Source organism: Pleomorphomonas sp. PLEO (genome assembly GCF_041320595.1).
Classification (GTDB): domain Bacteria; phylum Pseudomonadota; class Alphaproteobacteria; order Rhizobiales; family Pleomorphomonadaceae; genus Pleomorphomonas.
In genome coordinates, this window is sequence record NZ_CP166625.1 from 964,040 (window position 1) to 990,174 (window position 26,135).

Annotated in this window: 23 protein-coding genes and 1 tRNA gene; 12 read left to right on the plus strand and 12 right to left on the minus strand. The window is 64.3% G+C overall.

Going from position 1 to position 26,135, the window contains the following annotated elements; translation table 11 throughout:
- The first annotated feature begins 14 nt into the window (after positions 1-14).
- From AB6N07_RS04255 to AB6N07_RS04270, 4 genes are all read left to right on the plus strand, one after another.
- Positions 15-389, plus strand: coding sequence for an RNA-binding S4 domain-containing protein (locus tag AB6N07_RS04255; protein WP_370676569.1), 375 nt, complete (start codon positions 15-17; stop codon positions 387-389).
- Positions 390-474: 85 nt separating this feature from the next.
- Positions 475-813 carry a ferredoxin FdxA gene (fdxA, locus tag AB6N07_RS04260; protein WP_370676570.1) on the plus strand — a complete coding sequence of 113 codons (339 nt, stop codon included), beginning with the start codon at positions 475-477 and terminating at the stop codon, positions 811-813.
- Positions 814-1,207: 394 nt separating this feature from the next.
- Positions 1,208-1,798: a CarD family transcriptional regulator gene (locus AB6N07_RS04265; protein ID WP_370676571.1), complete on the plus strand. Its 591-nt coding sequence runs from the start codon at positions 1,208-1,210 to the stop codon at positions 1,796-1,798.
- Positions 1,799-1,918: 120 nt separating this feature from the next.
- The gene (locus AB6N07_RS04270) at positions 1,919-2,806 is read left to right on the plus strand and encodes a hypothetical protein (protein WP_370676572.1); all 888 of its coding nucleotides are present in this window, start codon (positions 1,919-1,921) and stop codon (positions 2,804-2,806) included.
- Positions 2,807-2,853: 47 nt separating this feature from the next.
- Here the strand turns inward: AB6N07_RS04270 and AB6N07_RS04275 are convergent, their stop codons facing one another.
- The 3 genes from AB6N07_RS04275 to AB6N07_RS04285 all read right to left on the minus strand — a co-directional run bounded on the left by AB6N07_RS04275 (position 2,854) and on the right by AB6N07_RS04285 (position 6,014).
- Entirely contained in the window at positions 2,854-3,552 is a 699-nt protein-coding gene (locus AB6N07_RS04275) for a pirin family protein (RefSeq protein ID WP_370676573.1), read from the minus strand.
- A gap of 132 nt (positions 3,553-3,684) precedes the next feature.
- Positions 3,685-5,181 carry a M48 family metalloprotease gene (locus tag AB6N07_RS04280; RefSeq protein WP_370676574.1) on the minus strand — a complete coding sequence of 499 codons (1,497 nt, stop codon included), beginning with the start codon at positions 5,179-5,181 and terminating at the stop codon, positions 3,685-3,687.
- An 8-nt stretch (positions 5,182-5,189) separates the two neighbouring features.
- Positions 5,190-6,014: a thermonuclease family protein gene (locus AB6N07_RS04285; RefSeq protein ID WP_370676575.1), complete on the minus strand. Its 825-nt coding sequence runs from the start codon at positions 6,012-6,014 to the stop codon at positions 5,190-5,192.
- A 172-nt stretch (positions 6,015-6,186) separates the two neighbouring features.
- Between AB6N07_RS04285 and AB6N07_RS04290 the strand changes: the two genes are divergently transcribed.
- A tRNA-Arg gene (locus tag AB6N07_RS04290) sits at positions 6,187-6,263 on the plus strand.
- A gap of 16 nt (positions 6,264-6,279) precedes the next feature.
- On the opposite strand, the gene AB6N07_RS04295 is transcribed toward AB6N07_RS04290, so the two are convergent.
- On the minus strand, positions 6,280-6,531 hold the full coding sequence (locus tag AB6N07_RS04295; RefSeq protein ID WP_370676576.1) for a GlsB/YeaQ/YmgE family stress response membrane protein: 252 nt from the start codon (positions 6,529-6,531) through the stop codon (positions 6,280-6,282).
- A 265-nt stretch (positions 6,532-6,796) separates the two neighbouring features.
- Entirely contained in the window at positions 6,797-7,489 is a 693-nt protein-coding gene (gene deoC / locus AB6N07_RS04300) for a deoxyribose-phosphate aldolase (RefSeq protein ID WP_370676577.1), read from the minus strand.
- On the opposite strand from deoC, the gene AB6N07_RS04305 reads away from it, so the two are divergent.
- Entirely contained in the window at positions 7,439-8,290 is an 852-nt protein-coding gene (locus AB6N07_RS04305; RefSeq protein ID WP_370676578.1) for a DeoR/GlpR family DNA-binding transcription regulator, read from the plus strand. The two genes, deoC and AB6N07_RS04305, sit on opposite strands and share 51 nt — an antisense overlap.
- A 40-nt stretch (positions 8,291-8,330) precedes the next feature.
- Here the strand turns inward: AB6N07_RS04305 and AB6N07_RS04310 are convergent, their stop codons facing one another.
- The 6 genes from AB6N07_RS04310 to AB6N07_RS04335 all read right to left on the minus strand — a co-directional run bounded on the left by AB6N07_RS04310 (position 8,331) and on the right by AB6N07_RS04335 (position 15,946).
- Positions 8,331-8,726 carry a F0F1 ATP synthase subunit epsilon gene (locus AB6N07_RS04310; RefSeq protein ID WP_370676579.1) on the minus strand — a complete coding sequence of 132 codons (396 nt, stop codon included), beginning with the start codon at positions 8,724-8,726 and terminating at the stop codon, positions 8,331-8,333.
- Between the two features lie 160 nt (positions 8,727-8,886).
- Positions 8,887-10,326, minus strand: coding sequence for a F0F1 ATP synthase subunit beta (gene atpD / locus AB6N07_RS04315; protein ID WP_370676580.1), 1,440 nt, complete (start codon positions 10,324-10,326; stop codon positions 8,887-8,889).
- Between the two features lie 27 nt (positions 10,327-10,353).
- Complete coding sequence (locus tag AB6N07_RS04320; protein WP_370676581.1) at positions 10,354-11,226, minus strand: F0F1 ATP synthase subunit gamma; 873 nt, start codon at positions 11,224-11,226, stop codon at positions 10,354-10,356.
- Positions 11,227-11,305: 79 nt separating this feature from the next.
- Complete coding sequence (gene atpA / locus AB6N07_RS04325; protein ID WP_370676582.1) at positions 11,306-12,835, minus strand: F0F1 ATP synthase subunit alpha; 1,530 nt, start codon at positions 12,833-12,835, stop codon at positions 11,306-11,308.
- Positions 12,835-13,395 carry a F0F1 ATP synthase subunit delta gene (locus tag AB6N07_RS04330; RefSeq protein ID WP_370676583.1) on the minus strand — a complete coding sequence of 187 codons (561 nt, stop codon included), beginning with the start codon at positions 13,393-13,395 and terminating at the stop codon, positions 12,835-12,837. Before AB6N07_RS04330 ends, atpA begins: the two co-directional genes overlap by 1 nt.
- Positions 13,396-13,711: 316 nt before the next feature.
- The gene (locus tag AB6N07_RS04335) at positions 13,712-15,946 is read right to left on the minus strand and encodes a primosomal protein N' (RefSeq protein WP_370676584.1); all 2,235 of its coding nucleotides are present in this window, start codon (positions 15,944-15,946) and stop codon (positions 13,712-13,714) included.
- Between the two features lie 92 nt (positions 15,947-16,038).
- Between AB6N07_RS04335 and pdxY the strand changes: the two genes are divergently transcribed.
- The 4 genes from pdxY to leuC all read left to right on the plus strand — a co-directional run bounded on the left by pdxY (position 16,039) and on the right by leuC (position 20,854).
- Entirely contained in the window at positions 16,039-16,938 is a 900-nt protein-coding gene (gene pdxY, locus AB6N07_RS04340) for a pyridoxal kinase (protein WP_370676585.1), read from the plus strand.
- Between the two features lie 94 nt (positions 16,939-17,032).
- Positions 17,033-17,719 (plus strand): carbonic anhydrase, encoded by a 687-nt coding sequence (locus AB6N07_RS04345; RefSeq protein ID WP_370676586.1) that lies wholly within the window; start codon positions 17,033-17,035, stop codon positions 17,717-17,719.
- 88 nt (positions 17,720-17,807) lie between these two features.
- Entirely contained in the window at positions 17,808-18,920 is a 1,113-nt protein-coding gene (gene leuB, locus AB6N07_RS04350; RefSeq protein ID WP_370676587.1) for a 3-isopropylmalate dehydrogenase, read from the plus strand.
- A 521-nt stretch (positions 18,921-19,441) separates the two neighbouring features.
- Positions 19,442-20,854, plus strand: a complete 1,413-nt coding sequence (gene leuC / locus AB6N07_RS04355) for a 3-isopropylmalate dehydratase large subunit (protein WP_370676588.1) — start codon at positions 19,442-19,444, stop codon at positions 20,852-20,854.
- Between the two features lie 65 nt (positions 20,855-20,919).
- On the opposite strand, the gene AB6N07_RS04360 is transcribed toward leuC, so the two are convergent.
- Positions 20,920-21,948: a DUF2332 domain-containing protein gene (locus AB6N07_RS04360; protein WP_370676589.1), complete on the minus strand. Its 1,029-nt coding sequence runs from the start codon at positions 21,946-21,948 to the stop codon at positions 20,920-20,922.
- Positions 21,949-22,169: 221 nt separating this feature from the next.
- Here AB6N07_RS04360 and AB6N07_RS04365 point away from each other — a divergent pair, with 221 nt between their 5' ends.
- Positions 22,170-22,652, plus strand: coding sequence for a GNAT family N-acetyltransferase (locus tag AB6N07_RS04365; protein ID WP_370676590.1), 483 nt, complete (start codon positions 22,170-22,172; stop codon positions 22,650-22,652).
- Positions 22,653-22,758: 106 nt separating this feature from the next.
- Positions 22,759-26,070, plus strand: coding sequence for a DUF2126 domain-containing protein (locus AB6N07_RS04370; protein ID WP_370676591.1), 3,312 nt, complete (start codon positions 22,759-22,761; stop codon positions 26,068-26,070).
- Positions 26,071-26,135: the final 65 nt, after the last annotated feature.

A 26,135-nucleotide genomic window follows, 5' to 3' on the forward strand; every position in this document is an offset into this window, starting at 1 on the left:
GAGATCGGGCGGGCGTGTCCGAGGAACGAGGTTCCGACCGGCAACGGATCGACAAGTGGTTGGTCTACGCAAGGGTGGTCAAGACGCGGACGCTCGGTCAAGCGCTCGCGACCTCTGGTCACGTCCGTCTCAACGGCCGCAAAATCGATGACCCGGCCCAGCCCGTCAAGGCTGGTGATGTCTTGACCATCGGCCTTCATGGCGGTGTCAGGGTGTTGAAGGTCCTCGATTTCGCCGAGCGTCGTGGTTCTTATTCAGTTGCCTCGGAACTCTATGAGGATCTGACGCCGCCGGCTGAGAAAGCTACCGGTCCGACCATCGATGCGGGTGAGGGGCGACCGACAAAACGCGATCGCCGCCGCTTCGACAGATTGACCGAGCCAGACTGAAATTACCGATGATCGCGCTTGAACGGCCGAAGGAACTCCGGTACGCCATCCGCCGTTCCGCCTGTGGATATCAGGGTATTCGCTCATGACCTATGTCGTCACCGACAACTGCATTGCCTGCAAATACACCGATTGCGTGGAAGTCTGTCCTGTCGACTGCTTCTACGAGGGCGAGAACATGCTCGTCATCAATCCCGACGAGTGCATCGACTGCGGCGTCTGCGAACCTGAATGTCCGGCTGAAGCGATCAAACCGGATACGGAGCCAGGCCTCGACAACTGGTTGAAACTCAACGCCGAGTATTCCGTGGTGTGGCCCAATCTCGCCGCTCGTCGCGACCCTCTGCCAAACGCCAAGGATAACGATGGCGTGGAAGGCAAGCTTGCCGCCCTGTTCTCGCCCAAGCCGGGCAAAGGGGGCTGAGGAAACGTACCGCCGAACCCGCGCAATAGGCAATGCAGCCATGTGACGGCGCATTTTTGCGGCGTATCGTGTCATATTGCTTTGTTTTTTGTGCTTTTTGTGCTACAGCTAACGTTGACAGTCGACGAATTCTTCCGGTCGCTCGCGGGGCCCTGCACAGGGTCTTTTTTATGGCCTGCATGAAGGCTTAAGCCTTGGTGTGGGTCTTGCCATGTGCATGGTAAGTACGCTGCGAGCGGAAGTGAAACCCCAGTTCGACTGAAAACAACGCGAAAGCGTGTCGGCGGAGCGGACGTACAGGTTCGCAGTTCATAATCGACCCGTCTTATTCTTTCTGCTTCCGAGCAGAAGAGGGTGATTTGTTGCCGCCGGCACCGAGGAGTGGATGGACTGAATGGCCACTGCGAAGAAACCCGCTGTCCGTAATGGGTTCAAGACCAACGAGCACATCGTCTATCCGGCCCATGGGGTCGGCCAAATCGTCGCCGTCGAGGAGCAGGAAATCGCCGGCATGAAGCTGGAGCTGTATGTCATCGTGTTCGAGAAGGACAAGATGACCCTGCGCGTTCCTATGGCCAAGGCCGAACAGGTTGGCATGCGCAAGCTTGCCGAGGACGAAACCGTCGACAAGGCGCTCGAAATCATCAAGGGGCGCGCTCGCGTCAAGCGCACCATGTGGAGCCGCCGCGCTCAGGAATACGAAGCCAAGATCAATTCCGGCGATCTGGTTGCCATTTCCGAGGTGGTGCGCGACCTGCACCGCGCGTCGAGCCAGCCCGAGCAGTCCTATTCGGAGCGTCAGCTCTATGAGGCGGCGCTCGATCGCATGGCCCGCGAGATTTCGGCGGTGTCCCGCATCACCGAAACCGAGGCCATTCGCCGCATCGAGGACAGCCTCAACAAGAGCCCGAAGCGTATCGCTGCGCGCGGCGACACCGCTGAGGAAGTCGTCGACGAAAGCGAGGACGAGGCGGAAGCCGCCTGATAAGCGTCGCCGGCGCTTCGGTCCGTGTTATTTTTTCGAGACCCGGCGGGGAGACCTGCCGGGTCTTTTTCATAGGGGGGCGGCGCGGGGAGGCGTCGGTCAATCATCATGGGGAAGACAATGACAGGTCCATCTTGGGCGTGGCTGACCACGACCGCCCTGATGGCACCGTTTTTGACGGTCACGGCACATGCCGGGGACAGCGGGGCGATATTTCGCTCGGTCGCGGTCAGAGAATGCACGGCGACTTGGCGCGATGCCATCTGCCTGGGGGCGCCGCTTGTCTCGGGATCGGCCACCACAGCGCTCGACGTTCTGCGCGATGTTTATCCTGGGTTGGGCGCTGATGGCACCGGCAAGCAGTTTGCTGGCGCCGAAGCTGTCGAGTCCGCAAGTGACCCCGATGCGGGCGATCCGGCCGACCGAGCCGTTAATATAGAAGACTATGGCGATCGGTCAGAGATCGCTGTTATCGAAGGGGGAAAAGCAGCCTATGCCGCCGTCGTGAGTAGCGGTGTTGTCGCCGTGGCTCAGATAAGGCCAGACTATAGGCCGTTAGGGCGGCTTCAGGTGGCGACCGATCCGGGTGGGCCGACTATCGGCTACCGGCTATTGCTCGCCGCGCCCGATAGTCCTGTCGTGGTAACAGACAGCAGCCATTTCAACTCTCAGGAAGGCTTCGACTCGTTGCATCTTGTCGGAGTGGTTGGCGGCCGACTCGTCGATCTCTACGACGGTCCCTACCTCTATTCGCTGGCAGAGGAGACCGAGCATTGCGAGACCCTCGACCATCGGGAAGCGGTGCCCTCCCTCGAAATTCGAAAGCAAGGCCATCATGGCTTGGCGGACTTCGGCATTGCCGTCGATTACACAGCGACTTGCATCAACGGTGAAAAGCGGAAGCTGGTCAAGAAGAAGTCCTTCCGGCTGCGGCTGATCTATGACGGCACGCGTTACGATGGCGATTCAGGAGCCCTGGACGACTTCAATTCCACCTTCACGGAATGAGCGCCGCCGCCAAACCTGGCGGCGGCGCTCAGTTTTCACACGATACCTTAGCGGCCCATGTCGAACAGCAGGATCTCCGCGTCACCTGTGGCGGTGATCGACAGGTTCGGCTGCCGCTCGATCGCCGCGCCGTCACCCTCCTGGAGGTCCTGACCGTTGACCGTGACGTTGCCACGCGCCACGTGCAGCCAGCCGAGCCGACCTGCTGCGAAGGCGTGCTCAACTTCGGTCCCGGCCTTGAGGCGGCCGGCATAGAGGTCGACGTCTCGATGCAGCGTCAACGCGCCGTCACGACCGTCGCGTGAGGCAACCAGCCGCAACCGATCCGCCAGCTCGTCACCAAAGCTGGTCTGCTCATAGGACGGGGCGAAGCCGTCCGCTTCCGGCAGGATCCAGATCTGAAGGAAGTGCACGGGATCGGTGGCGGAGGCATTGAACTCGCTATGGCGAATGCCCGTTCCGGCGCTCATGCGCTGCACGTCGCCCGGGCGGATGACCGAGCCGGTGCCGAGGCTATCGCGATGCTGCAAGGCGCCGTCCAGCACATAGGAAACGATTTCCATGTCGGCATGCGGATGGGGCGGAAAGCCGCCGCCGCCAGCGACGCGGTCGTCATTGATGACGCGGAGCGGACCGAAGCCCATGGCCTCGGGGTCGAAATAGTGGCCGAACGAAAAGCTGTGGTGGCTATCGAGCCAGCCGGCGTCGGTATGGCCGCGCGCGTCGGCCTTGCGAATGGTGATCATGGCGGGTCTCCCTGAACGGGGCGATGCTTCATCGCCCGCTTGGTGACCCGAAGATGGGGCCCGCCGCGCCGTTTGTCAGGATGGCATGTTGCCGCCGCACTGTTCTCGAAAGATGAACAATCGGCCCTTGCATCACCGATCGACGATGATCTTGACGCGCGTACCGGCGCGTGGCTCCTCGTTGGCGGCAAGACCGTTGAGGGCCCGGAACAAGACGACGCCGCGATCCATCGGCACCATGCGCCGGGTCAGGGTGTCGGTGGTGTCGCTTGCGCCAACCGTGACGACACGGATGCGCAGAGGGGCCAGTGATGCCTTCTCGGCCTCGGACAGCGAGCGGAACGAAGCGACCGTCGAGCTGAAGGTCTGGTCGAGCGCGGCGGCGTCGCCACGTGTCGCGAACAGGAAGCGGAAGGCTTGGTCGGCGAAACGGATGACGGCGATGCGATAGGTGAAGCCGCGCGCCGATGCTGAAGCCACGGCGGCCGGTAGCCCGGCGATCGATACGGTGCGCACCGATTGTTGGTCGAGGCCGTTGACCCAGCCGGAGGTCAGATAGGCAACTAGATCGCTGCCCGCCGCGATGTTGGCGCCGTCAAAGCGCATGGCAACGCCATCCGCGTTGGTCGCCAGCACGGCCTTTGACGTATTGTCGATCAGGAAGCCTTCCGGCACTTCGAAAGCAAAGCCCAGCTTGGCATGCAAGAACTGGCGGCCGCGTACGTAACCCTCGTTCGGGTCGTCGCCATACATGATGCCGTCGATGCGTGACAGATAGCCATCGTGGTCGACCTCGCCGTCGGTGACACCGGTGGCCTTAGCCACCTCCTGCGCCTGGGCGAGGCGCTCAGGCGTCGAGGGGTGCGAGGACAGGAAGTCGATCGAGCCGGTGTCATCTTCGGGAAGGCCATTCTTCCAGGCGGCGAGGCGCGACATCGACGTGAGGAACCGTGGCGAGGCGAACGGATCGAAGCCGGCCTTGGCCAGCGTTGCAATACCGATCCGGTCTGCTTCGAGTTCCTGAATCTGCGAGAATCGGGCCAGCGACACCTGCGTTGAAGCCAGCGCGACCCGTTGCACCGCCGGATCCTGCACCACGTCCTGGACCGCCTGACTGGCGACAGCGGCGGCCTCGGCCTTCTGGGCCCGCAGGAAGGCATGGCGCGCGGTGACGTGGGCCATCTCGTGGGAGATGACGGCGGCGACTTCGGCGGTATCGCTGGCGAGAGCCAGAAGGCCGCGCGTCACATAAACATAGCCGCCGGGCAGGGCGAATGCGTTGACGGCCGGCGAATTCAGGATGGTGACGCGATAGCTGCGCCAAGGCTCCGGGCTGGCGGCCACCAGCCGACCGACGACGCTGGCAATTGCCAGCTCCGCTTCGCGATCTTCGTAGGTGCCACCGAAAGCGGCGACGATCTTGGGGTGTTCACGTTCGGCGATCGCCACTTCATTGGGATCGACCTTGCCTTGCGGAACGGCGTTGGCGGCGGCGAGTTGATCGGCGGACAAGCCACCGTCCTCGCCTGAAAGTCCCAGGCAGCCGGCAAGCGACAGGGCAAGCGCCATCGCGGCGGCCCGCGATGCCAGCCAGCAGAATTTGCCTGTCCAACCCATCCGTCCGGCCATGCTACTTCCTAGTCCGTTCTCAAGTCCGACGCCGCGTCCGGCATCTGCAAGGCCAGCGGCGAATCGAGGTCCATATCAAGGCCATTTCGCCGATCCGCCCAGCCGCGCACCTCGACCATCCGGCCAGAGAAACTCTCCGGTGGCCGCCCGGCGGCAATGAGCGCTGACGTCATGGTTTCACGAAGGCGCACCGTGGCATCCGTCCGGAAGTTGCCGCCAAAATTGATATAAGTTGTGCGACCCGATCGGCCAATCGAGGCGACCTTACCACGACCGAGCACAAAATCGGGCAGGCCGGTAGCCGCCGCGTTGAGATCCGTCCATATCCGGCTTTGCTGCCAAATGCCACGCTTTTCGGCGCGCGCCCGGGTCTCGGCGGCGAGAAAGCGCGCCGCGCAGGGCGTAAACGACACATCGGCAAGGCCGGCGCCGGCAGCGAGGATCCGCTCGCCCAGGCTCTCGCCCCCTTCAAGCTGGATGATGCCATGCAAGCGACCGCGACGGTCGGGATCGTCAGCCGAGACGACGACCGCAACCGGAATGCCGACAAGGCGAGCCATCACATCGAAATAGGCGGCGCGGATCGCCTCGCCCGCTTTCGCCGGCAGAATGACGCCATCGAGAACGACGGTGGGCGTGGGGTCGGGAGAGAGCTGGAGCCTCGTCAGCGTGACCACTGGTCGGACAGTTCCGGCCGGCAGCGACAGGGCTGTTTGAAGGCGGTGAGTCGGCACCACGGCGCTGTCGGCACACGTCTCTTCTGACCAACTTGGCTGAGCGACCAAGAGGGCGATGACAAAAGACAGCACGGGAGCAAAGTGGGCGGAAAGCATCGACGGGTCTCTGATCCGCCGAATTCTAGCCGATGCTAAGCTTGCCGCCTATCCACTAGCTGACAAGGCTGCCTTCCCATTAGGACATGCAACCTTTCGAAAAGGGCTGTCAAAGCCGTCGTCGATTTGCTAGATGAGCCGAAGCGGCCGGACCGTGGTCCGGCCGCACCGCGTCCCGGTAGCTCAGCAGGATAGAGCAACGGTTTCCTAAACCGTAGGTCAGGGGTTCGAATCCCTTCCGGGACGCCACTTTTCAACTGCTGTGCTACCTCTGTACTGCCCTGACGCCGCCGATCAGGATGCAGGCGCCGAGCACACCGGCGATGAGGTAGCCGATCCAACCGCCAAACGCGATGCCGAAGACCCCGAACAAGAAGCTGGCGATCGCGGCGCCGATGATGCCGAGAACGATGTTCAGGAACAGGCCGGTATCGGTTTTCATCAGGCCCGAGGCGATCCAGCCCGCGAGGCCGCCGATAATGATGGCTGCGATCCAGCCGATGCTTGCGTCGTTCATCTTCTCACCTCGAGCGATCCGTTTCAACGAATGGTCCCGCCGCCTTCCGGTCGCGTGGGAGCTTTCGCTCCGCAACCTTCGGCCGGGCCGACGAGGGAATAACGAAATACTGAGCGAGCAGTTCCCGCCGAACATGGTTGAAACATGCGAGGTGATGGCGACGATCTGAAACGATGTCGCCAGTCTTAATCGTGGCGCGGTTCGATTTATGCTGACGCCGTCGTTCGCGAATGTCGGCGACGCCAGCACGAGGGGCAAGGGCCGGTCAGTATCCGGCGGGGCTTCCTTTGCCCGCGCCGCCGACGATGGCGATACCGGCACTGGCCCCTATCCGCGTGGCACCGGCTTCCACCATGGCCCACGCGGTCTCGGCCGTACGAACCCCACCGGAAGCCTTCACGCCCATCTCAGGACCGACCACCCGGCGCATCAGCGTGATGTCTTCAACCGTCGCGCCACCGCTTGAGAAGCCCGTGGAGGTTTTGACAAAATCGGCGCCAAGGTCCTTGGCTGTTCGACAGGCTGTTTCCTTCTGGGCGTCGTCGAGCAAGCAGCTCTCGATGATCACCTTCAGCACCTTGCCAGCCGTTGCTTGTCGCACAGCGGCGATGTCGGCGCGGAAACGATCGAGATCGCCCTCATGCAAGGCACCGATGTCGATCACCATGTCGATCTCGTCGGCGCCGGCGGCGATGGCGCGCGAGGCCTCGTCGGCCTTGGCGGCGGCGCCCATGGCGCCGAGCGGGAAGCCGACGACCACACAAGTCTTGACCTTGCTACCCTTGAGACGTTCGGCCACGAAGCCGGCATGTACGGCATTGACGCAGACGGAGGCAAAGCCGTGGGTGATCGCCTCGTCGCAGAGCCGGGCGACTTCAGCCCTGGTTGCCTCCGGCTTAAGGATCGTGTGGTCGATCATGCCAGCCAGCACCTGCGGATCGCGTTTCGTTCCCGCCATTTCAACGACTCCATCCAGCTTTTGTGTTATGATTATCACAAAATTTGTTCGGAACGTTTCATGCCGCCTCCCGCGAGTCAAGGGGCGAGCCGGGTGAGGTGCCAGTTGAAGAAGGTCGATCGCATAGAGCGACTCAAGAGCAGATTGGAGGACGTGGGGGTCCTGCATCTCAGCGATGCGGCCATGCTTCTCGGCGTGTCCGGCATGACCGTGCGGCGGGACCTTGCCTCGGCACCGCACTTTTTCAGCTATCTCGGCGGCTACATTTTGCCGGTCGATGGCGAGCGCGCCACGACCTATCGCCTTGACGCGGAAGCCGACATCCATGCCGACGCGAAAGACCTCGCCTGCCGCAAGGCGGCGCGACTTGTCGAGCCGGATGACACCATTTTTATCGATTGTGGAACCACAACGCCGCGGATCACGGAGTATCTGCCGGTGTCCGGTCCGCTGACCGTCATCACCTATGCCATGAACGTCGCCGAGCGCGTTATCAAGCGGCCGAACACCAGCCTGATCTTGCTGGGGGGGCTGTTCCACGCCTCCTCCCAGACGTTTTCAGGCGATGAGGGGCTGAGGACAGTGGAGCGGCTGGGGATCAGCAAGGCCTTCTTGTCGGCTGGAGGCGTGCATTCCCAGCACGGTGTCACCTGTTCCAACTTCCATGAAGTGCCAATCAAGCAGGCGGTTCTGGCCCGCGCCGGATCGAGCTACGCGGTGATCGATTCGAGTAAACTCGAGAAAATCAAGCCGGCGTTCTTCGCGGCGATCGACCAATTCGACCAGATCATCACCGAGTAACGGTGGCCTGGCCGATGAGGTTTGACCCAAACATTGTGTGTCAGGCGAGTGCCGCGACCGCGGTCTTCACTTCGCCAAGGGCTGCGATGGCGCTGTCCTTGGCTTCCTCGCTTTTCGCCTCGGCGAGAATGGCCTCGGCGGTGGCGAGTTCAGCTGTGGCAACGGCTGGATCGAATTCGCTTTCCGTCACGGCCTTCTCGGCGAGAACGCTGAGGCCGGAAGCGTTGACGTCGGCAAAGCCGCCGCGCACGTAGATCCGGCTCGATACGCCGCCGGCTTTTACCGTGATGATGCCGGTCTTCAGCGTGGTCAGGAAAGGCGCGTGGCCAGCGAGCACGCCGAAGTCGCCCTCGCTGCCGGGCAGGTCCACCTGATCGGCGTCGACCGACAGAATCAGGCGCTCGGGGCTGACGAGCTCGAACTTGAAGGTTGCCATCCGGCGCTCCCCACGGTGTTTACGCGCAATTCCCGGCGAACGATGCGTCTCGCGCTCTGGAATTGCTCAGGCGGCCGTCAAGGCCGGTCAATGTCTCAGATCCGGCGCAACGGGCGCCGGCAAAGGGCGGGCGGCATTGGCCGCCCGACCCGATCGGCGATCAGGCCGCCTGGGCGGCGAGGCGCTGGGCCTTCTCGACGGCATCGTCGATGGTGCCGACCATGTAGAAGGCAGCTTCCGGAAGATGGTCGTAGAGCCCGTCGCAGAGACCCTTGAAGCCCTTGATGGTGTCTTCGAGGGCGACGAGTTTGCCGGGTGAGCCGGTGAACACTTCGGCGACGTGGAAGGGCTGGCTCAGGAAGCGCTCGATCTTGCGGGCGCGCGCCACCGTCAGCTTGTCCTCTTCGGAGAGTTCGTCCATGCCGAGGATGGCGATGATGTCCTGCAGTCCCTTGTACTTCTGCAGGATCTGCTGCACCTGGCGGGCGACGTTGTAGTGCTCCTCGCCGATGATCAGCGGGTCGAGCATACGCGACGAGCTATCGAGCGGGTCGACGGCCGGATAGATGCCCTTCTCGGAGATGGCGCGGTTGAGAACCGTGGTCGCATCGAGATGGGCGAAGGACGTGGCCGGCGCCGGGTCGGTCAGGTCGTCGGCCGGCACATAGATGGCCTGCACCGAGGTGATCGAGCCCTTATTGGTGGTGGTGATGCGCTCCTGCATGGCGCCCATGTCGGTTGCGAGCGTCGGCTGATAGCCCACCGCCGAGGGAATGCGGCCGAGGAGCGCCGACACTTCCGAGCCGGCCTGAGTGAAGCGGAAGATATTGTCGATGAAGAACAGAACGTCCTGGCCCTTGTCGCGGAAATGCTCGGCGACGGTAAGACCGGCCAGTGCGACGCGGGCGCGGGCTCCCGGCGGCTCGTTCATCTGGCCGTAGACCAGGGCGCACTTGGAGCCCTCGGTCGAACCACCGTTTTTATGCGGGTCCTTGTTGACGCCGGACTCGATCATCTCGTGATAGAGGTCGTTGCCCTCACGGGTGCGTTCGCCGACGCCGGCGAACACCGAATAACCACCGTGCGCCTTGGCGACGTTGTTGATCAGCTCCTGGATCAGCACCGTCTTGCCGACGCCAGCGCCGCCGAACAGGCCGATCTTGCCGCCACGGGCGTAGGGAGCGAGCAGGTCGACCACCTTGATGCCGGTGACCAGGATCTCGGATTCCGTCGACTGGTCGGTGTAGTCGGGGGCTTCCTGATGGATGGAGCGGCGTTCCTCGCCGATGATCGGGCCGACTTCGTCAACGGACTCGCCGATGACGTTCATGATGCGGCCGAGGCAGGCATCGCCGACCGGCACCGAGATCGGCTTGCCGGTATCGAGAACCTCGTGGCCGCGTACCAGGCCTTCCGTGGTGTCCATGGCGATGGTGCGGACGGTGTTCTCGCCAAGGTGCTGTGCAACCTCGAGAACCAGCCTGTGGTCGCCGTTCTTGGTCTCGAGCGCGTTCAGAATGGCCGGCAGGTGTCCGTCGAACTTGACGTCGATGACGGCGCCAATGACCTGGGTGATGCGTCCGATATGTGTGTCAGCCATCGCTGTGGTCCTTGATCGAAGTTGCGGTCAGAGCGCCTCGGCGCCCGAAATGATTTCAACGAGCTCGGTGGTGATCTTGGCCTGGCGCGTACGGTTGTAGGTGATCGACAGACGATCGATCATATCGCCGGCGTTGCGCGTGGCATTGTCCATGGCGGTCATCTTGGCGCCCATCTCGCCGGCGGCATTCTCGAGCAGAGCTGTGAAAAGCTCCACGGCGATGTAGCGCGGCAGCATGGTTTTTAGGATTTCCGCCTCGTCCGGCTCGAATTCGTAGACGGCCTCCGAGGCGGCAGCCGAAGCGTCGATCTTGACCGGCAGGAGCTGCTTGGCGGTGGGGATCTGATTGATCACCGATTTGAATTCGGAATAAAACAGCGTGCAGACGTCGAACTCGCCGGCTTCGTAGAGGTCGACGATGCGCTTCTGAAGGCCAGTGGCGATGCCGAAGGTGATGGTCTTCACCTCGCGAAGCTCGACACGATCGATGATACGGTTGCCGTGGTCGCGCTTCAGGGCATCAGCACCCTTCTTGCCAACGGTGATGATCTTCACCGTCTTGCCAGCAGCGAGCAGGGCGGCGGCGCGCTCGCGCGCCAGTCGAACGATCGACGAGTTGAATCCACCGCAAAGGCCGCGATCGGCGGTGCAGACGACAAGGAGATGCACCTCATCGCGGCCGGTGCCGGCAAAAAGGCGCGGCGCATCATCGCGGCCGGCCATGGCGCCGGCAAGATTGGCGACCACCGCACCAAGCCGGCGGGCGTAGGGACGGGCGGCGACCGCCGCCTCCTGCGCGCGGCGCAGCTTCGCCGCGGCGACCATCTGCATCGCCTTGGTGATCTTCTGCGTCGCCTTCACCGAAGCGATGCGGTTCTTGAGTTCTTTCAAGCTAGCCATATCGGCTCCTGCCCGTCGGGCATCGGGGCGCGGGAGAGAAGGGCGTCTGCCGCCCTTCTCGGTTCATCCAGCGATGTCGTCAGACAAAAGTCTTGGCGAAGGTCGAAATCGCTTCGTGGAGCTTGCCGCGAAGCTCGTCCGAGAGCTGCTTCTCCGCCCAGATGCGATCGAGGATGTCGGTGTGCTTCTCGCGCAGGAAACGCAGGAGGCCTTCCTCGAAGGGGCGCACCTTGGACAGCGCCAGCGGATCGAGGAAGCCGGAAACGCCGGCGAAGATCACGGCCACTTCTTCCTGGGTCTTCAGCGGCGAGAACTGCGGCTGCTTCAGGAGTTCGGTGAGGCGGGCGCCGCGGTTGAGCAGACGCTGGGTCGAGGCGTCGAGATCGGAACCGAACTGAGCGAAGGCGGCCATTTCGCGATACTGGGCCAGCTCGCCCTTGATGGTACCGGCAACCTGCTTCATGGCCTTGATCTGGGCCGAAGAGCCGACGCGCGACACCGAAAGGCCGACGTTCACGGCAGGGCGGATGCCCTGGTAGAACAGCGAGGTCTCCAGGAAGATCTGACCGTCGGTGATCGAAATGACGTTGGTCGGAATGTAGGCCGACACGTCGTTGGCCTGCGTCTCGATGACCGGCAACGCGGTGAGCGAGCCGGAGCCATTGTCTTCGTTGAGCTTGGCGGCACGCTCGAGCAGACGGGAGTGCAGGTAGAACACGTCGCCAGGGAAGGCTTCGCGTCCCGGCGGACGGCGCAGCAGCAGCGACATCTGGCGATAGGCGACGGCCTGCTTAGTTAGGTCGTCGTAGGCGATCAGGGCGTGCATGCCGTTGTCGCGGAAATACTCGCCCATGGCGCAACCGGCGAAGGGCGCGATGTACTGCATCGGCGCCGGATCGGAGGCGGTGGCGGCAACGACGATCGAATACTTGAGCGCGCCGGCGTCCTCGAGCTTCTTGACGAACTGCGCGACGGTGGACCGCTTCTGACCGATGGCGACATAGACGCAGTAGAGCTTCTGCTTCTCGTCGCCGCCCTCATGCAGAGACTTCTGATTGAGGAACGTATCAAGAATGATGGCGGTCTTGCCGGTCTGGCGGTCGCCGATCACCAGCTCGCGCTGGCCACGGCCGATCGGGATCATCGCGTCGATGGCCTTGAGGCCGGTCGACATCGGCTCGTGCACCGACTTGCGCGGGATGATGCCGGGCGCCTTGACGTCGACGCGGGCCCGAGTCTCGTATTCGATGGGGCCCTTGCCGTCGATCGGATTGCCGAGCGCGTCGACGACGCGGCCGAGCAGGCCGCGACCGATCGGCACGTCGACGATGGAGCCGGTGCGCTTGACCGTGTCGCCTTCCTTGATGTCGCGGTCGGTACCGAAGATGACGACGCCAACGTTGTCGCTTTCGAGGTTGAGCGCCATGCCGCGGATGCCGCCGGGGAACTCGACCAGCTCGCCCGCCTGGACGTTGTCGAGACCGTAGACACGGGCGATGCCGTCACCAACGGAGAGAACCTGGCCGACCTCGGATACTTCGGCGTTGCGGCCGAAGTTCTTGATCTGCTCCTTGAGGATTGCGGAAATTTCCGCGGCTCGGATATCCATCAGCCGACCTCTTTCAATGCAATCTTGAGTGCGTCGAGTTTCGTTTTGAGCGACGTGTCGATCATGCGCGAGCCGAGCTTGACGACGAGTCCGCCGATCAGCGACGGGTCGACGTCGAGTTCAACATGAACCGACTTGCCGGATATGTCGGCCAGCGCGCCCTTGATATCGGCAAGCTGGCCATCGGAAAGGGGGATCGCCGACACGATACCGGCCGTCACTTCGCCACGCCGATCGGCGAGCATCTGACGGAAACCGCGGAACATGTGGGACATGACCGACAGCCGGTTGTTGGTGGCGACGAGCTTGATGAAGTTGCTCAAGGTCACGCCGATACCGGCGGCCTCGACAATGGCGCTGATGGCGCGGAGCTGCTCCTCGGTGCTGAACACCTGCGACTTCATCAGGCGGCGGAGGTCGGCGCTTTCGTGGCGCATAGTCTCGAAACGGGCGATGTCCGCCTCAACGATTTCAAGCTCGCCGGTCTCGCTCGCCAACTCAAACAGGGCCGTGGCATAACGTTCGGCGACCCCGAAGACCATCGTTTCCGCATCGCTCACGTAAGAACCCCTCATCGGTGCGAACCATCAAAGGTTCACCCGGCTGAACGCTTTGAAGATATTCGCATAATAGAATACGACGGCGGCACGGCACACGGCCCCGCAGCGAACTTGGCACCGTCTACCACAGGAGTTTCCCTCACGCAACGCGTTCACTGGATTCAGGAATTCGGTTTTTTGCGCGGATATCCTTAGGTAAATGGCCGCTTGGGACATCCCCTTAAAAAATGCTTATCCTAAAGTCGAATGCTTTATCGTTTTAGATGGCGTTGACCCTAGCCCACGAAGCCGTCGCATTGCGAGCTGATTCCGATCCTCACAGGAAACTTTGCGGATCGACATCGACATAAGCCTCGACACCGCGCGTTGGCCGGTCGGCGGCGGCGATCCAGGCTCGCATATAGGCCGACAGATCGGTATCGCGTCCCGAATGGGCGATCAGGCGAAAGCGGTGGCGTCCGCGCACGACGGCCAGCGCCGCCTCTGCCGGGCCAAGCACTTCAACCGCCGGATCGCGTGGCGCCATACGGGCAAGGTGGCGGGCGTGGTCCTCGGCAAGCTCGCGGCTTGGTCCGGAGACCAGAATCGCCGCGAGGCGACCGAAAGGCGGCATGGCCGATCGCTCGCGCTCGGCAAGCTCGGTGCGATAGAAACGTTCGCCATCGCCGGAGACCAACGCCTCGATCACCGGGCTTTCCGGCGCGTAGGTCTGGAGCAGGCCGATCCCCTTGCCCATGACGCGGCCGGCGCGGCCGGTCACCTGGGCAAGCAGCTGAAAGGTCCGCTCGGCGGCGCGGGGGTCGCCTTGGGAAAGGCCGAGATCGGCGTCGACCACGCCGACCAGCGTCAGCTTGGGGAAGGTGTGGCCCTTGGCAACCATCTGGGTGCCGACGACGATATCGCACTCGCCCTTGGCCACCGCCTCGAACTCTGCCCGGAGGCGCTGGATGCCGCCCCCCATGTCGGAAGACAGCACCACGGTGCGTTTGTCGGGCAGCAGCGTCTGCATCTCCTCGGCGATGCGCTCGACGCCGGGGCCACAGGCGACCAGGCTATCGAGCGTACCGCAGGAGGGGCAGGCCTCGGGCCGGGGCACCGTATGGCCGCAATGATGGCAGACGAGCCGTCCGCGAAATCGGTGTTCCACCAGCCAGGCCGAGCATTCAGGGCACTGGAACCGGTGGCCGCAGGACCGGCAGAGGGTCAACGGTGCGTAACCGCGCCGGTTGAGAAATAGCATGGCCTGTTCGCCGCGCTCGGTCACCTGACGGATGGCGGCGACGAGGCCGGGCGCCAGAAAGCGGCCGCGCGGCGGACCGGCCTTGCGCATGTCGATGGCGTAGAGGCTGGGCAGATCGCGACCGGTGGCGCGGGCCGGCAGGATGATGTGCCGGTAGCGGCCGCGTTCCGCATTGACGCGGCTTTCGAGCGACGGCGTCGCCGACGCGAGAATGACGGGGATCTTTTCGAGCCGGCCGCGCACCACCGCCATGTCGCGCGCATGATAGCTCGCCCATTCTTCCTGCTTGTAGGCGCTGTCGTGTTCCTCATCGATGACGATCAGGCCCAGGTTGGAGAAGGGCAGAAACAGCGCCGAACGGGCGCCGACCACGACGCGGGCTTCGCCGAGCGCCACGGCACGCCATGTGCGGGCCCGTATCTTCGGGCCGACGTCGGAATGCCATTCGGCCGGCAGCGCTCCGAAGCGCTCCGAGAAGCGCTCGAGGAAGGCGCGGGTGAGCGCGATCTCCGGCACCAGGATCAGGGCCTGCCGGCCGGCGCGTAGCGCATCCGCCACCGCTTCAAGGTAGACCTCGGTCTTGCCCGAGCCGGTGACGCCGTCGATCAGCGTTACGCCGTCGAGTTGCGCTTCACGCAGCTTGGCCACGGCGGCGCTTTGATCGGGGGTGAGCTCGATGGGATTGAAATCAGGATCGGGCGTTCGGAACGGTCGGCCGGGTGGCAGGTCGATCTCGGCGAGTGCGCCGGCGGTTACCAAGCCTTCGACGACGGAGGGCGACACGCCGGCCGCCGCCGCGAGACCGGCGCGCGTCCATGCCTGGCCTTCGTTCTCAACGAGCAAAGCCAGCACCCGGCGGCGCGCGTCGGTGAGGCGTTCGGGCGGTGCGCTCGTCGCAATCAGGCCACGCAGTGGCGGTTCCGGCTCCAACGCATCCGGGGCGCGCAGGACCATGCGCATCACCATGCCGCGCGGCGTCAGCGTGTAGCGGGCGACCCAATCGACGAAGGTGAGCATCTCCGGCGTGAGCGGCGGCGCGTCGAAGGCGATCTCGATCGGGCGGAGCCGGTTCGACGAGGCCGAAAGTTCGGCCGGTTCGCCGGTTACGATGCCCACCACCTTGCGCGGGCCGAGCGGAACTTGAACGATCGAGCCCGGCCCAACCGCCATTCCGTGCGGTACGCGATAGGAATAGGAGAGATCGAGCCCGACCGGGGTAAGCACCTGCACCACATCCCCGCCGGCCGCTGGGCGGGGAGCGGTGGCTCCGAACAGGTCATGAAGCGAGGAGGCTGGTTTTTCGGTCGGCATCGGCTGATTCGGGGTGTACGGCGATTGATCATAGGCTAAACGGAGGGCCGTCGCCTCGCCAAGCCGCCATCCATTTGGAAAAGCCGCAGACCATGAGCCGTCCTGCCATCATCGTTCTCTCCTCCTTTGTTGTCCGCGGATCGGTGGGCGCTCGCGCCGCCTTCGCGCTGGAACGGCTCGGCCATCGCGTCTGGACGTTGCCGACGGTCATCCTGCCCTGGCATCCTGGCCATGGCCGCGCTCACCGGATGGCCCTGCCGGAGACGGATTTCGCGGCGCTCTGCGCCGATCTTGCCCGCTCGCCCTGGCTGTCCGAGGTGGGCGGAATCATCACCGGTTATCTGGGCTCGGCCGGGCAGGCGGATGCCGCCGCCGCGCTGGTGGCCGCCGTCAGAGCGGCCAATCCCAAAGCGCTGCATCTGGCCGATCCGGTGATCGGCGACATGGGCAGCGCTGGTACAGGCAGCCTTTACGTGCCCGAGCCGGTTGCCATCGCCCAGCGCGACCGTTTGGTCGCCATCGCCGACATCGCTACGCCCAATCGCTTCGAACTGGGCTGGCTGACGGGCCTGCCGATCGACACGTTGAGCGAGATCGCAGTGGCGGCGCGGGCGCTCGGGCCGAAGCGCGTCGTCGTCACCTCGGCGCCGGCGCTGATGGCCGGCAAGATCGCCGCTGCGCTGGTCACCGCCAATGAGACCATCATTGCCGAGAACCAGCTGATTGAAGGCGCTCCCAACGGCACCGGCGATCTGTTCGCGGCGCTGTTCTTGTCGAGGTTGATCGGCGGCGCGTCCGACGAGGCGGCCCTCGCCGCCGCCTCGGCCTCCACCTTCGAAGTGATCGCCCGGTCGGTGAAGGCTGGAGCGCGCGAACTGGAGTTGGTCGACGAGCAGGACGCCCTGGTCCACCCGATGGCCATGGTCGATATTCGTCGGCTAGGGACCTCTCGAAGGGGCGTCGCGCGGCCCTCGACGATCGAGACCTTGTGAAACGCGCGATGATTGACGCCTATAAGTAGACTTCCGTATAACCCGCCGGGCGGGAATCTTGTCCGTCGCCTTGCCCTCCAGCCGGACTTCCATGATGACTGAACCGAAAGCTCCCCTTCGCCCGAAGCTGCCTGCCTCCTTTCCGGGGCGTCTGACGACCGGTTACGAGGCTTTTCGGGAAGGCCGTTACCCCAGCGAGAACGAGCGCTACAAGCGACTGGCCTCCGAGGGACAAAAGCCTCACATCATGATCATCGGCTGTTCGGACAGCCGTGTGTCGCCAGAAGTGATCTTCGATGCCGGTCCGGGCGAGATCTTTGTCGTCCGCAACGTCGCCAACCTCGTGCCACCCTATACGCCGGATGGTGAGACGCATGGCACCTCGGCTGCCCTCGAATTCGCGGTGATAGCGCTCGCCGTTCGCCATATCGTGGTGATGGGCCACGGTCGTTGCGGCGGCATCGTGGCGGCGCTCGACCACCGCGCCCCGCTGACGCCGACCGATTTCATCGGCAAGTGGGTGTCGGTGCTGGATGAGACGACCGAGCGGGTGCGCTGTGACCATTCCATCGGCCCTGGCTTGCGCTACACCGCGCTTGAGCATGAGGCGATCAAGGCGTCGCTGAACAATCTTCTCGCCTATCCCTTCGTCAAGAACCGGGTCGAGTCCGGTTCATTGGCGTTGCACGGCGCGTGGTTTGATGTTGCCGAGGGCGAGCTGCACGTGCTCGACCGCGACAGCGGTGATTTCACCGTCCTCTCCGGTACGCTTGCCCCTTGAACCTTGGCGACAAGGCGATTACGGCTAGCGGCCGAAAGCCGGCCGGAGGAGGTCGTGCGCCCCGTTTTCAAGTTCTAAGGATGCGATGATGGCAAAGAATTCGCTGTTCCTGCTGCCCGGCGACGGCATCGGCCCGGAAATCATGACCGAGGTCGAAACGATCATTGCCTTCCTGAATGGCAAGGGTCTCACCGATTTTTCGCTCGATCGCGGTCTCGTCGGCGGTTCGGCCTACGACGCCCACGGCGCGGCCATTTCGGAAGCCGACATGGCCAAGGCGCTGGCCGCCGACGCGGTGCTGTTCGGCGCCGTCGGTGGACCCAAGTGGGATAGCGTTCCTTATAATTGCCGCCCGGAAGCTGGCCTCCTGCGCCTCCGTAAAGACCTCGGCCTGTTCGCCAATCTTCGTCCGGCCATCTGCTATCCGGCGCTGGCCGACGCCTCCTCGCTGAAGCGCGAAGTGGTGGAAGGCCTCGACATCCTGATCGTCCGCGAGCTGACAGGTGGCGTCTATTTCGGCGAGCCGAAGGAAATCGTCACGCTGGAGAACGGCGAGAAGCGCGCCGTCGATACGCAGGTCTACACCACGCACGAGATCGAGCGCATCGCCCGGGTCGCCTTCGACCTCGCCAAGGCGCGCAATGGCCGTGTCTCCTCGGCCGAGAAGCGCAACGTCATGAAGTCTGGCGTGCTGTGGAACCAGGTGGTGACCAAGGTCGGCAAGGAAGAGTATGCCGACGTCAAGCTCGACCACATCCTGGCCGACAACTGTGCCATGCAGCTCGTCCGCTACCCCAAGCAGTTCGACGTCATCCTGACCGACAACCTGTTCGGCGATGTGCTCTCGGATATCGGCGCCATGCTGACCGGTTCGCTGGGCATGCTGCCGTCGGCCTCGCTCGGTGCGCCTGACGCGGCCACCGGCAAGCGCAAGGCGCTCTATGAGCCGGTCCATGGTTCGGCACCGGATATCGCCGGAACGGGCGCTGCCAATCCGATCGCCATGATCGCCTCCTTCGGCATGGCGCTGCGCTATTCCTTCGGCCTGATCGATCTCGCCGGCAAGCTCGACGAGGCTATCGCCCGCGTGCTCGGCAAAGGGCTCCGGACCAAGGATATCGCCCAGAAGGGCGAGGCGACCATCGACACGCGCGCCATGGGCGCCGCCATCCTCGCCGAGTTCAAGGCACTGGTTGGCTGACCGGATATTCGACTTTCGGCGATCACGGCCGTACTCACGGCGTTGTTAACTCCCCCTCTCTTGTTTTCGAGGGGGACCGCACCAAATCATAATCATGACGGCACCGCCCAATAGGCACTGCCCCCCGTCTCGCCAGTGGCGGTGACCGTCGGCCGGGTTCCCCTCCCGGCCCCGCGCTGATCCCTAGCGCCGCGCCCAGCCTTCCCCCGAGGCTGGGCGCTTTCATGTTCAGGCCATGCGCCCCGGTCGCCGCACCGACATATCGGCGATTGTCGGCGGGTCGGTTTTTCAGTATAGAGCGCTTATGTACGCGAAGCCGCAGATCACGCGCCTGCCGACGTCGGCCGATTACTTTCCGGCCCACGATCACGCGCGCCTGCCATGGCGGTTTCTGGCGCGGCAGACCGGCGACAGCCGACTCCGGCCCTGAGATGACGGCCGACGTATCGGCCACTCCATGATTTTCTATGCATGTCAGGGGCGTGGTTCGCCCGCCTCACGGAATCGAAAGTTCGATCATCATGACCGCCAAGCTCCGCACCCTCTACGACAAGATCTTTGACGACCACGTGGTCGAGACGCAGGCCGACGGCACCTCGCTGCTCTACATCGACCGCCATCTCATACATGAGGTGACCAGCCCGCAGGCCTTCGAGGGCCTGAGGACCGCCGGCCGCAAGGTGCATCAGCCCCAGAAGACGCTGGCCGTCGTCGACCACAACGTGCCGACCACCGATCGTAGCAAGGGCATCGAAGATGCCGAGAGCCGCGAGCAGGTCGGGCAGCTCGCCATCAACGCCGCCGAATTCGGCGTCGAATATTATAACGAACTCGACCGGCGTCAGGGCGTCGTCCACGTGGTTGGTCCCGAGCAGGGTTTCACGCTGCCGGGCATGACCATCGTCTGTGGCGACAGCCACACCTCGACGCACGGTGCCTTTGGCGCCCTCGCGCATGGTATCGGCACCTCCGAGGTCGAGCATGTGCTCGCCACGCAGACGTTGATCCAGCGGAAGGCGAAGAACATGCTGGTGCGCGTCGACGGCAAGGCGCCGGCCGGCGTTACCGCCAAGGATATCGTGCTGGCGATCATCGGTGAGATCGGCACGGCCGGCGGCACCGGCCACGTCATCGAATATGCCGGCGAGGCGATCCGCGCCCTGTCGATGGAAGGCCGCATGACCGTCTGCAACATGTCGATCGAGGGCGGTGCCCGCGCCGGTCTGATCGCGCCGGATGAGTCGACCTATGCCTATATCACCGGCCGGCCGAAGGCGCCGACCGGCGAGGCGCTGGAGCGCGCCAAGGCTTACTGGCAGACGCTCTACACCGACGAAGGCGCTCACTTCGACAAAGTGGTGACGCTCGATGCCGCCAGTCTGCCGCCGATCGTCACCTGGGGCACCAGCCCCGAGGACGTCGTGTCGATCACCGGCGTGGTGCCCGATCCCGACGCTATCGCTGATGAGACGAAGCGTACGTCCAAGTGGCGCGCGCTCGACTACATGGGTCTCAAGCCCGGCCAGAAGATGACCGATATCACCCTCGACAAGGTGTTCGTCGGCTCCTGCACCAATGGCCGTATCGAGGATCTGAGAGCAGCCGCGGCCGTGGCCAAGGGGCGCAAGGTGGCGTCTTCGATCAAGCTTGCCATGATCGTGCCGGGCTCCGGCCTCGTCAAGGAACAGGCGGAAGCGGAAGGCCTCGACAAGATCTTCATCGAGGCGGGCTTCGAGTGGCGCGAGCCGGGCTGTTCTATGTGTCTGGCCATGAACCCCGACAAGCTGTCACCCGGCGAGCGTTGCGCCTCCACCTCGAACCGCAATTTCGAGGGACGGCAAGGCTACCTGGGCCGCACACACCTCGTATCGCCGGCCATGGCGACGGCGGCGGCGATTGCCGGCCACTTCGTGGATATCCGCGAATTCAAGTGATCCGACGCTCCGGCGTAGGAAAAATCTCCAAGGCCGGGGTCAGTTCATTGGCCCCGGCCTTTTCTTTAGGTGTCGCCCAGCCAGCGCAGCCAGCGGCCATGGAAATCGCCCCGCGCCAGGACGTGGTGTTCGCCGGAGGGAAACAGCGTGACGAGGAGGCCGGCGCCGGGCGCGTGGCCATCCGCCTCGAGCCGCAACCAGGCGATTGGTGCCGTCTGGGCCGCCCGCAGCATGGCCGTCTGGATGCCAAGGCGGGCCGGATCGGCGAGATATTGCCAGAAGATCGAATGCACCACGACGCGCAGCGCTCCCTCGATCGGTGGCGCGGTCAGCTCGCGATTCAGGAACTCGGCCGCGTCGATCGCCTCCACCCGCTCGGGCCGAGCGGCCGCGTGTTTGAGCGCTGCGATCAGGCGCGCCTTGCGTTCGCTCTGGTCAGCCCAGACGTAGGAGAGAAGGCGGGTGCGGTGCTCGGCATCCGCCGGGTCGAGCGGGGCAAGGTCGCAGGCCCGGCGACGCACCACCTCGATCTCGCCGTCGAGCGGCGGTGGCGTCTCGCATTCGGGGCCGAGTTCGAGCGGGGCTTTCGGCTTTCCCCAGCGGGCCGTGCCGTAGCGATAGGCGTAGCTGTCCCAGTGAAGGTTGAGGCCGGCGCTGGCGCCGATCTCCAAGATGTCGAGCTTCGGCCCGAATCTGCGGGCGAGCCACAGGAAGCCGGGCAGCAGCATGGCCGAGCGGCCGACCTCGTTGGTCTGCGGCGGGCTCATCAGAATGTCGTGGAGGTCGTGGTCATGCCGGGCGATGGCGGTGCGCACGGCGGCGGCAAGCGCCTCGTCGGACGCCTCAGCCGGCGGATAGACGGCGGCGAGCCCGGCGTCGCGGCCGGTTAGCACCAGGCGGTGCAGGCCGCCGAACAGACGCAGCGGCACGGCGTCCTCACCGGCGTGGCCTTTCCAGGCAATGACGCGGCGGCCGGTCAACGTTGTCGCGTCGACAAAGCGCGGAGCAAGATCGGCAAGGCGGGCAGTGAACGGCGAGCCCATGTTGCGGCAGGCCTCGGCCTGACGGCGGAAATGGTCGAAGATGTCGCTCATCGCGGCGTGTCCCCCAGTCGTTCTGCCGATTTCGGCTGCGACGATAACGATGGCCGCGCTCAATGACCAGCCTAGCCGGCATCACGTTGGGAAAGCGCCTCGCCTCGTTGAAGTTCAAAAAACGCATATCCCTTTCGTCTCAGCCTTGCCCAAGCCGGCCGCATGGGGCAAGTAATGCGAGTGTCACGCCTAAGTGTCGCTTTTCCGGGGGACTATTGACCATGTCGCTGACGATTGCCGCCGTCACCCAGGCGGACGCCCACAAGCTGGCGCCGATCATCGCCGCCTATGCTCAGGCAATGAAGCGTGGGGCGCCGCGCCGTCCGGACGAATATTATTCCGAACTCCTTGCTGTCGATCCGGCGACGGAAGTACTGGGCGCCTTCGTCGATGAAGAGCTGATCGGCTTCGCCGTGTTTTTCGACCTGCCCGATACCATGTCCGGTCACCGGGTCGGCCATCTAGAGGATATCTATGTCCTGCCAGCCTTCCGCAACCGTGGTATCGGCCGCAAGTTCGTCGAGGTGTTGAAGATCGAGGGACAGAGCCGTGGCTGGGACCGTCTGCGCTGGGTGGTGCCGCCTCCGGTCGACGCCGCCGCCACAGGCCTTCCCACCGACAATGCACTTTACGAAGAGATCGCCACGCTGTCGACCTCCAGGCTTTACGACATCATCATCGACCCGTTGTCGCGCAAGCCCTGACGGTCTGCCTATAAAGCGTGCAGGTGACGCTCAAGCTCAGGGCTTTCCCGGATGGGCGTTTCGCCCTTAAATGCGGTCGCGCCCAACGCGCCCGCAGGGAGAGATAATGGCCGTCCTGACAAAGCTGACGCACGTCACCCGCTACGTCTATGACAAGCCCGTGGTTCTCTCCCCCCAAGTGGTGCGGCTGAGGCCGGCGCCGCACAGCCGCATCGCCGTGCCGGCCTACACGCTGAAGGTCACGCCGGAGAACCATTTCGTCAACTGGCAGCAGGACCCGCACGGTAACTGGCTGGCCCGCTTCATTTTCCCTGAGCCGGCGACCGAGTTCTCGGTCAGCGTTGACCTGCTCGCCGAGATGGCGGTCTATAATCCGTTCGACTTCTTCATCGAGGAGTATGCCGAGTACTGGCCTTTTGCCTACGCGCCGGAGCTTGCCAAGGATCTTGCGCCTTTCCTCGAATGCGAGGGAGAGGGCGAGCTGTTCGAAGCCTATCTGGCGACGATCCCGCGCGAGCAGGCCCAGACCACCAATTTCGTCGTTGCGGTGAACCAGGCGCTGCAGCAGCACATCGCCTATGAAATCCGTCTCGAGCCGGGCGTGCAGGACCCGGAGGAGACGCTGTCGCGCGGCGCCGGCTCTTGCCGTGACAGCGGCTGGCTGCTGGTGCAGCTGTTGCGCCGGCTCGGCCTCGCGGCCCGCTTCGTCTCCGGCTACCTCATTCAGCTCCGGCCGGACGTCAAGGCGCTCGATGGCCCGTCCGGTACCGAGGTCGACTTCACCGACTTGCACGCCTGGGCAGAGGTCTACATTCCCGGCGCCGGCTGGATCGGTCTCGATCCCACCTCGGGTCTGTTGACCGGTGAGAGCCACATTCCGCTGGCTGCGACGCCGCACTATCGCTCGGCGGCGCCGATCGTTGGCTCCTACAGCGGGGCGCCCGACACCAAGACCGAATTCTTCTTCGACATGAAGATCGCCCGCATTGACGAGCGGCCGCGCGTCACCTGGCCGTTCTCGGACGAAGCCTGGGCGCGGCTCAACGAGCTGGGCGAAGCGGTGGATGCCGATCTTAGGGACGGCGACGTGCGCCTGACCATGGGCGGCGAGCCGACTTTCGTCTCGATCGACGACTACCAGTCGGAGGAGTGGAACACCGCTGCCGTCGGTCCCACCAAGCGTGGCCTTGCCGATGACTTGATCCGCCGCCTTGCTGCTCGTTTCGCACCGGGCGGTTTTCTGCATTACGGCCAGGGCAAGTGGTATCCCGGCGAGAGCCTGCCGCGCTGGACGTTCTCGCTCTACTGGCGCAAGGACGGCAAGCCGATCTGGCGCAATCTCGACCTTGTCGCGCCCGAAAGCCAGCCGACGACGGCCGATGCCGACGCGGCCTGCTCGCTCGCCCGCGGCGTTGCCCGTCGGCTTGGCGTGCCCGGCCGCTGCGCCGTGCCCGCCTACGAGGATCCGGCCTACTGGATCCTGAAGGAAGGTGGCCTGCCGGACAACGTCACCACGGAAGACAACAAGCTCGACGATCCTGAGGCGCGCGCCCGCATTGCCCACGTGTTCGAGCGTGGTCTTGGCACGCCCAGCGCCTATGTGTTGCCCGTGCAGCGCTGGCAGGCCAGCGCCGGCCGGAACTGGGTGTCGGAGGTTTGGAGTTTCCGGCGCGGCAAGCTCTACCTGGTTCCCGGCGACTCGCCAGCCGGCTTCCGTCTGCCGCTCGCTGCCCTGCCATGGGTGCCACCGGCCGCCTATCCGTTCCACGTCGACCGTGATCTCATGGGCGAACTGCCCGAGCTGCCGGATCCCGACGAGCTTGCCACCGCCTACGAGCATTCGCGCGAGGCGGCGCCCGATGATCCGCGCGTCACCCAGTGGATGACCGGTGTTGGCGCGGTGCGCACGGCGATGAGCGTCGAGCCCAGGGATGGCCGCCTCTGCGTGTTCATGCCACCGGTGGCCGGCGCCGACGACTATCTGGAACTTCTCGCCGCCGTCGAAGCGACAGCCGAGGATCTCGGCTTGCCGGTTCACATCGAGGGCTATCCGCCGCCGGCCGACCCGCGCCTCAACGTCGTTCGCGTGGCGCCGGACCCCGGCGTCATCGAGGTCAACATTCATCCGGCCGCCGGCTGGCGGGACTGCGTCGACATTACCTCGACCGTCTACGAGGAGGCGCGACTTTCCCGCCTCGGTACCGACAAGTTCATGATCGACGGCCGCCATACCGGGACCGGCGGCGGCAACCACGTGGTGGTCGGTGGTGAAACGCCGGCTAATAGTCCGTTCCTGCGCCGGCCCGATCTGCTCAAGAGTCTGGTTCTCTATTGGCAACGGCATCCTTCGCTCAGCTATCTGTTCTCAGGCCTGTTCATCGGGCCGACCAGCCAGGCGCCGCGTGTCGACGAGGCGCGGCACGACAGTCTTTACGAACTCGAGATCGCTCTGGCCCAGGTGCCGGCGCCGGGCGAAGGACCGGCGCCGCTGCCTTGGCTGGTCGACCGGCTGTTCCGCAACCTTCTGACCGACGTCACCGGCAACACCCATCGTTCCGAGATCTGCATCGACAAGCTGTTCTCGCCGGATGGACCGACCGGCCGGCTGGGTCTTATCGAGTTCCGCTCCTTCGAGATGCCGCCGGACGCGCGCATGTCGCTCGCCCAGCAGCTTCTCTTGAGGGCGCTGATCGCCTGGTTCTGGAAGGAGCCGCAGCAAGGCAGCTTCACGCGCCACGGCACGGCTCTATTCGACCGCTTCATGCTGGAGCATTTCGTCTGGCAGGACTTCCTGGAGGTGATCGCCGATCTCAACCGGGCCGGCTATCCGATGGAATCGGTCTGGTACGATGCGCAGCGCGAATTCCGCTTCCCCTATTTCGGCACCGTCACCCAGCAGGGCGTCTCGCTCGAACTGAGGGGCGCGCTCGAGCCCTGGCAAGTCACCGGCGAACAGGGGGCGTCCGGTGGCACGGTCCGCTTCGTGGACAGCTCGGTGGAGCGGCTGCAGGCGCGCCTTTCCGGCTTCGATCCAGCCCGCCACGTGCTTGCCTGCAATGGCCGACGCGTGCCGCTGGCGGCGACGGATCGCAACGGCAGCTATGTTGGAGGCGTTCGCTTCAAGGCTTGGCAGCCGGCGAGCGGCATCCACCCGGTGCTGCCGGTCAACGCGCCGCTGACCTTCGAGATCGTCGATCGCTGGTCGAAGCGTTCGCTCGGTGGCGCCACCTACTTTGTTGCCCATCCCGGTGGCCGCAGCTACGATACCTTCCCCGTCAACGCTTATGAGGCCGAGGCACGACGGCTCGCTCGCTTCCAGGATTTCGGGCATTCGCTGGGGACGGTGAACCTTCCGGCCGAGGAAGCGTCCGGTGAATTCCCAACGACGCTCGACTTGCGCCGGCCGGCGGGCGTCTGAAAGGTACCTACGACTGGCGGCGTCTTGGCGATGCTGCGTCGGTCTGATTAACTCGCGGTGGGGCA

Excerpts from the sequence above, each read along its gene's own strand:
- AB6N07_RS04280 (WP_370676574.1), bottom strand. The coding sequence starts at position 5,181 with ATGGCCGGACGGATGGGTTGGACAGGCAAATTCTGCTGGCTGGCATCG.
- AB6N07_RS04310 (WP_370676579.1), bottom strand. The coding sequence starts at position 8,726 with ATGGCAACCTTCAAGTTCGAGCTCGTCAGCCCCGAGCGCCTGATTCTG.
- AB6N07_RS04275 (WP_370676573.1), bottom strand. The coding sequence starts at position 3,552 with ATGATCACCATTCGCAAGGCCGACGCGCGCGGCCATACCGACGCCGGC.
- AB6N07_RS04320 (WP_370676581.1), bottom strand. The coding sequence starts at position 11,226 with ATGGCTAGCTTGAAAGAACTCAAGAACCGCATCGCTTCGGTGAAGGCG.
- AB6N07_RS04295 (WP_370676576.1), bottom strand. The coding sequence starts at position 6,531 with ATGAACGACGCAAGCATCGGCTGGATCGCAGCCATCATTATCGGCGGC.
- atpA (WP_370676582.1), bottom strand. The coding sequence starts at position 12,835 with ATGGATATCCGAGCCGCGGAAATTTCCGCAATCCTCAAGGAGCAGATC.
- AB6N07_RS04345 (WP_370676586.1), top strand. The coding sequence starts at position 17,033 with ATGACTGAACCGAAAGCTCCCCTTCGCCCGAAGCTGCCTGCCTCCTTT.
- atpD (WP_370676580.1), bottom strand. The coding sequence starts at position 10,326 with ATGGCTGACACACATATCGGACGCATCACCCAGGTCATTGGCGCCGTC.
- deoC (WP_370676577.1), bottom strand. The coding sequence starts at position 7,489 with ATGGCGGGAACGAAACGCGATCCGCAGGTGCTGGCTGGCATGATCGAC.
- AB6N07_RS04335 (WP_370676584.1), bottom strand. The coding sequence starts at position 15,946 with ATGCCGACCGAAAAACCAGCCTCCTCGCTTCATGACCTGTTCGGAGCC.
- pdxY (WP_370676585.1), top strand. The coding sequence starts at position 16,039 with ATGAGCCGTCCTGCCATCATCGTTCTCTCCTCCTTTGTTGTCCGCGGA.
- AB6N07_RS04265 (WP_370676571.1), top strand. The coding sequence starts at position 1,208 with ATGGCCACTGCGAAGAAACCCGCTGTCCGTAATGGGTTCAAGACCAAC.
- leuB (WP_370676587.1), top strand. The coding sequence starts at position 17,808 with ATGGCAAAGAATTCGCTGTTCCTGCTGCCCGGCGACGGCATCGGCCCG.
- AB6N07_RS04360 (WP_370676589.1), bottom strand. The coding sequence starts at position 21,948 with ATGAGCGACATCTTCGACCATTTCCGCCGTCAGGCCGAGGCCTGCCGC.
- AB6N07_RS04270 (WP_370676572.1), top strand. The coding sequence starts at position 1,919 with ATGACAGGTCCATCTTGGGCGTGGCTGACCACGACCGCCCTGATGGCA.
- AB6N07_RS04365 (WP_370676590.1), top strand. The coding sequence starts at position 22,170 with ATGTCGCTGACGATTGCCGCCGTCACCCAGGCGGACGCCCACAAGCTG.
- fdxA (WP_370676570.1), top strand. The coding sequence starts at position 475 with ATGACCTATGTCGTCACCGACAACTGCATTGCCTGCAAATACACCGAT.
- AB6N07_RS04370 (WP_370676591.1), top strand. The coding sequence starts at position 22,759 with ATGGCCGTCCTGACAAAGCTGACGCACGTCACCCGCTACGTCTATGAC.
- AB6N07_RS04285 (WP_370676575.1), bottom strand. The coding sequence starts at position 6,014 with ATGCTTTCCGCCCACTTTGCTCCCGTGCTGTCTTTTGTCATCGCCCTC.
- leuC (WP_370676588.1), top strand. The coding sequence starts at position 19,442 with ATGACCGCCAAGCTCCGCACCCTCTACGACAAGATCTTTGACGACCAC.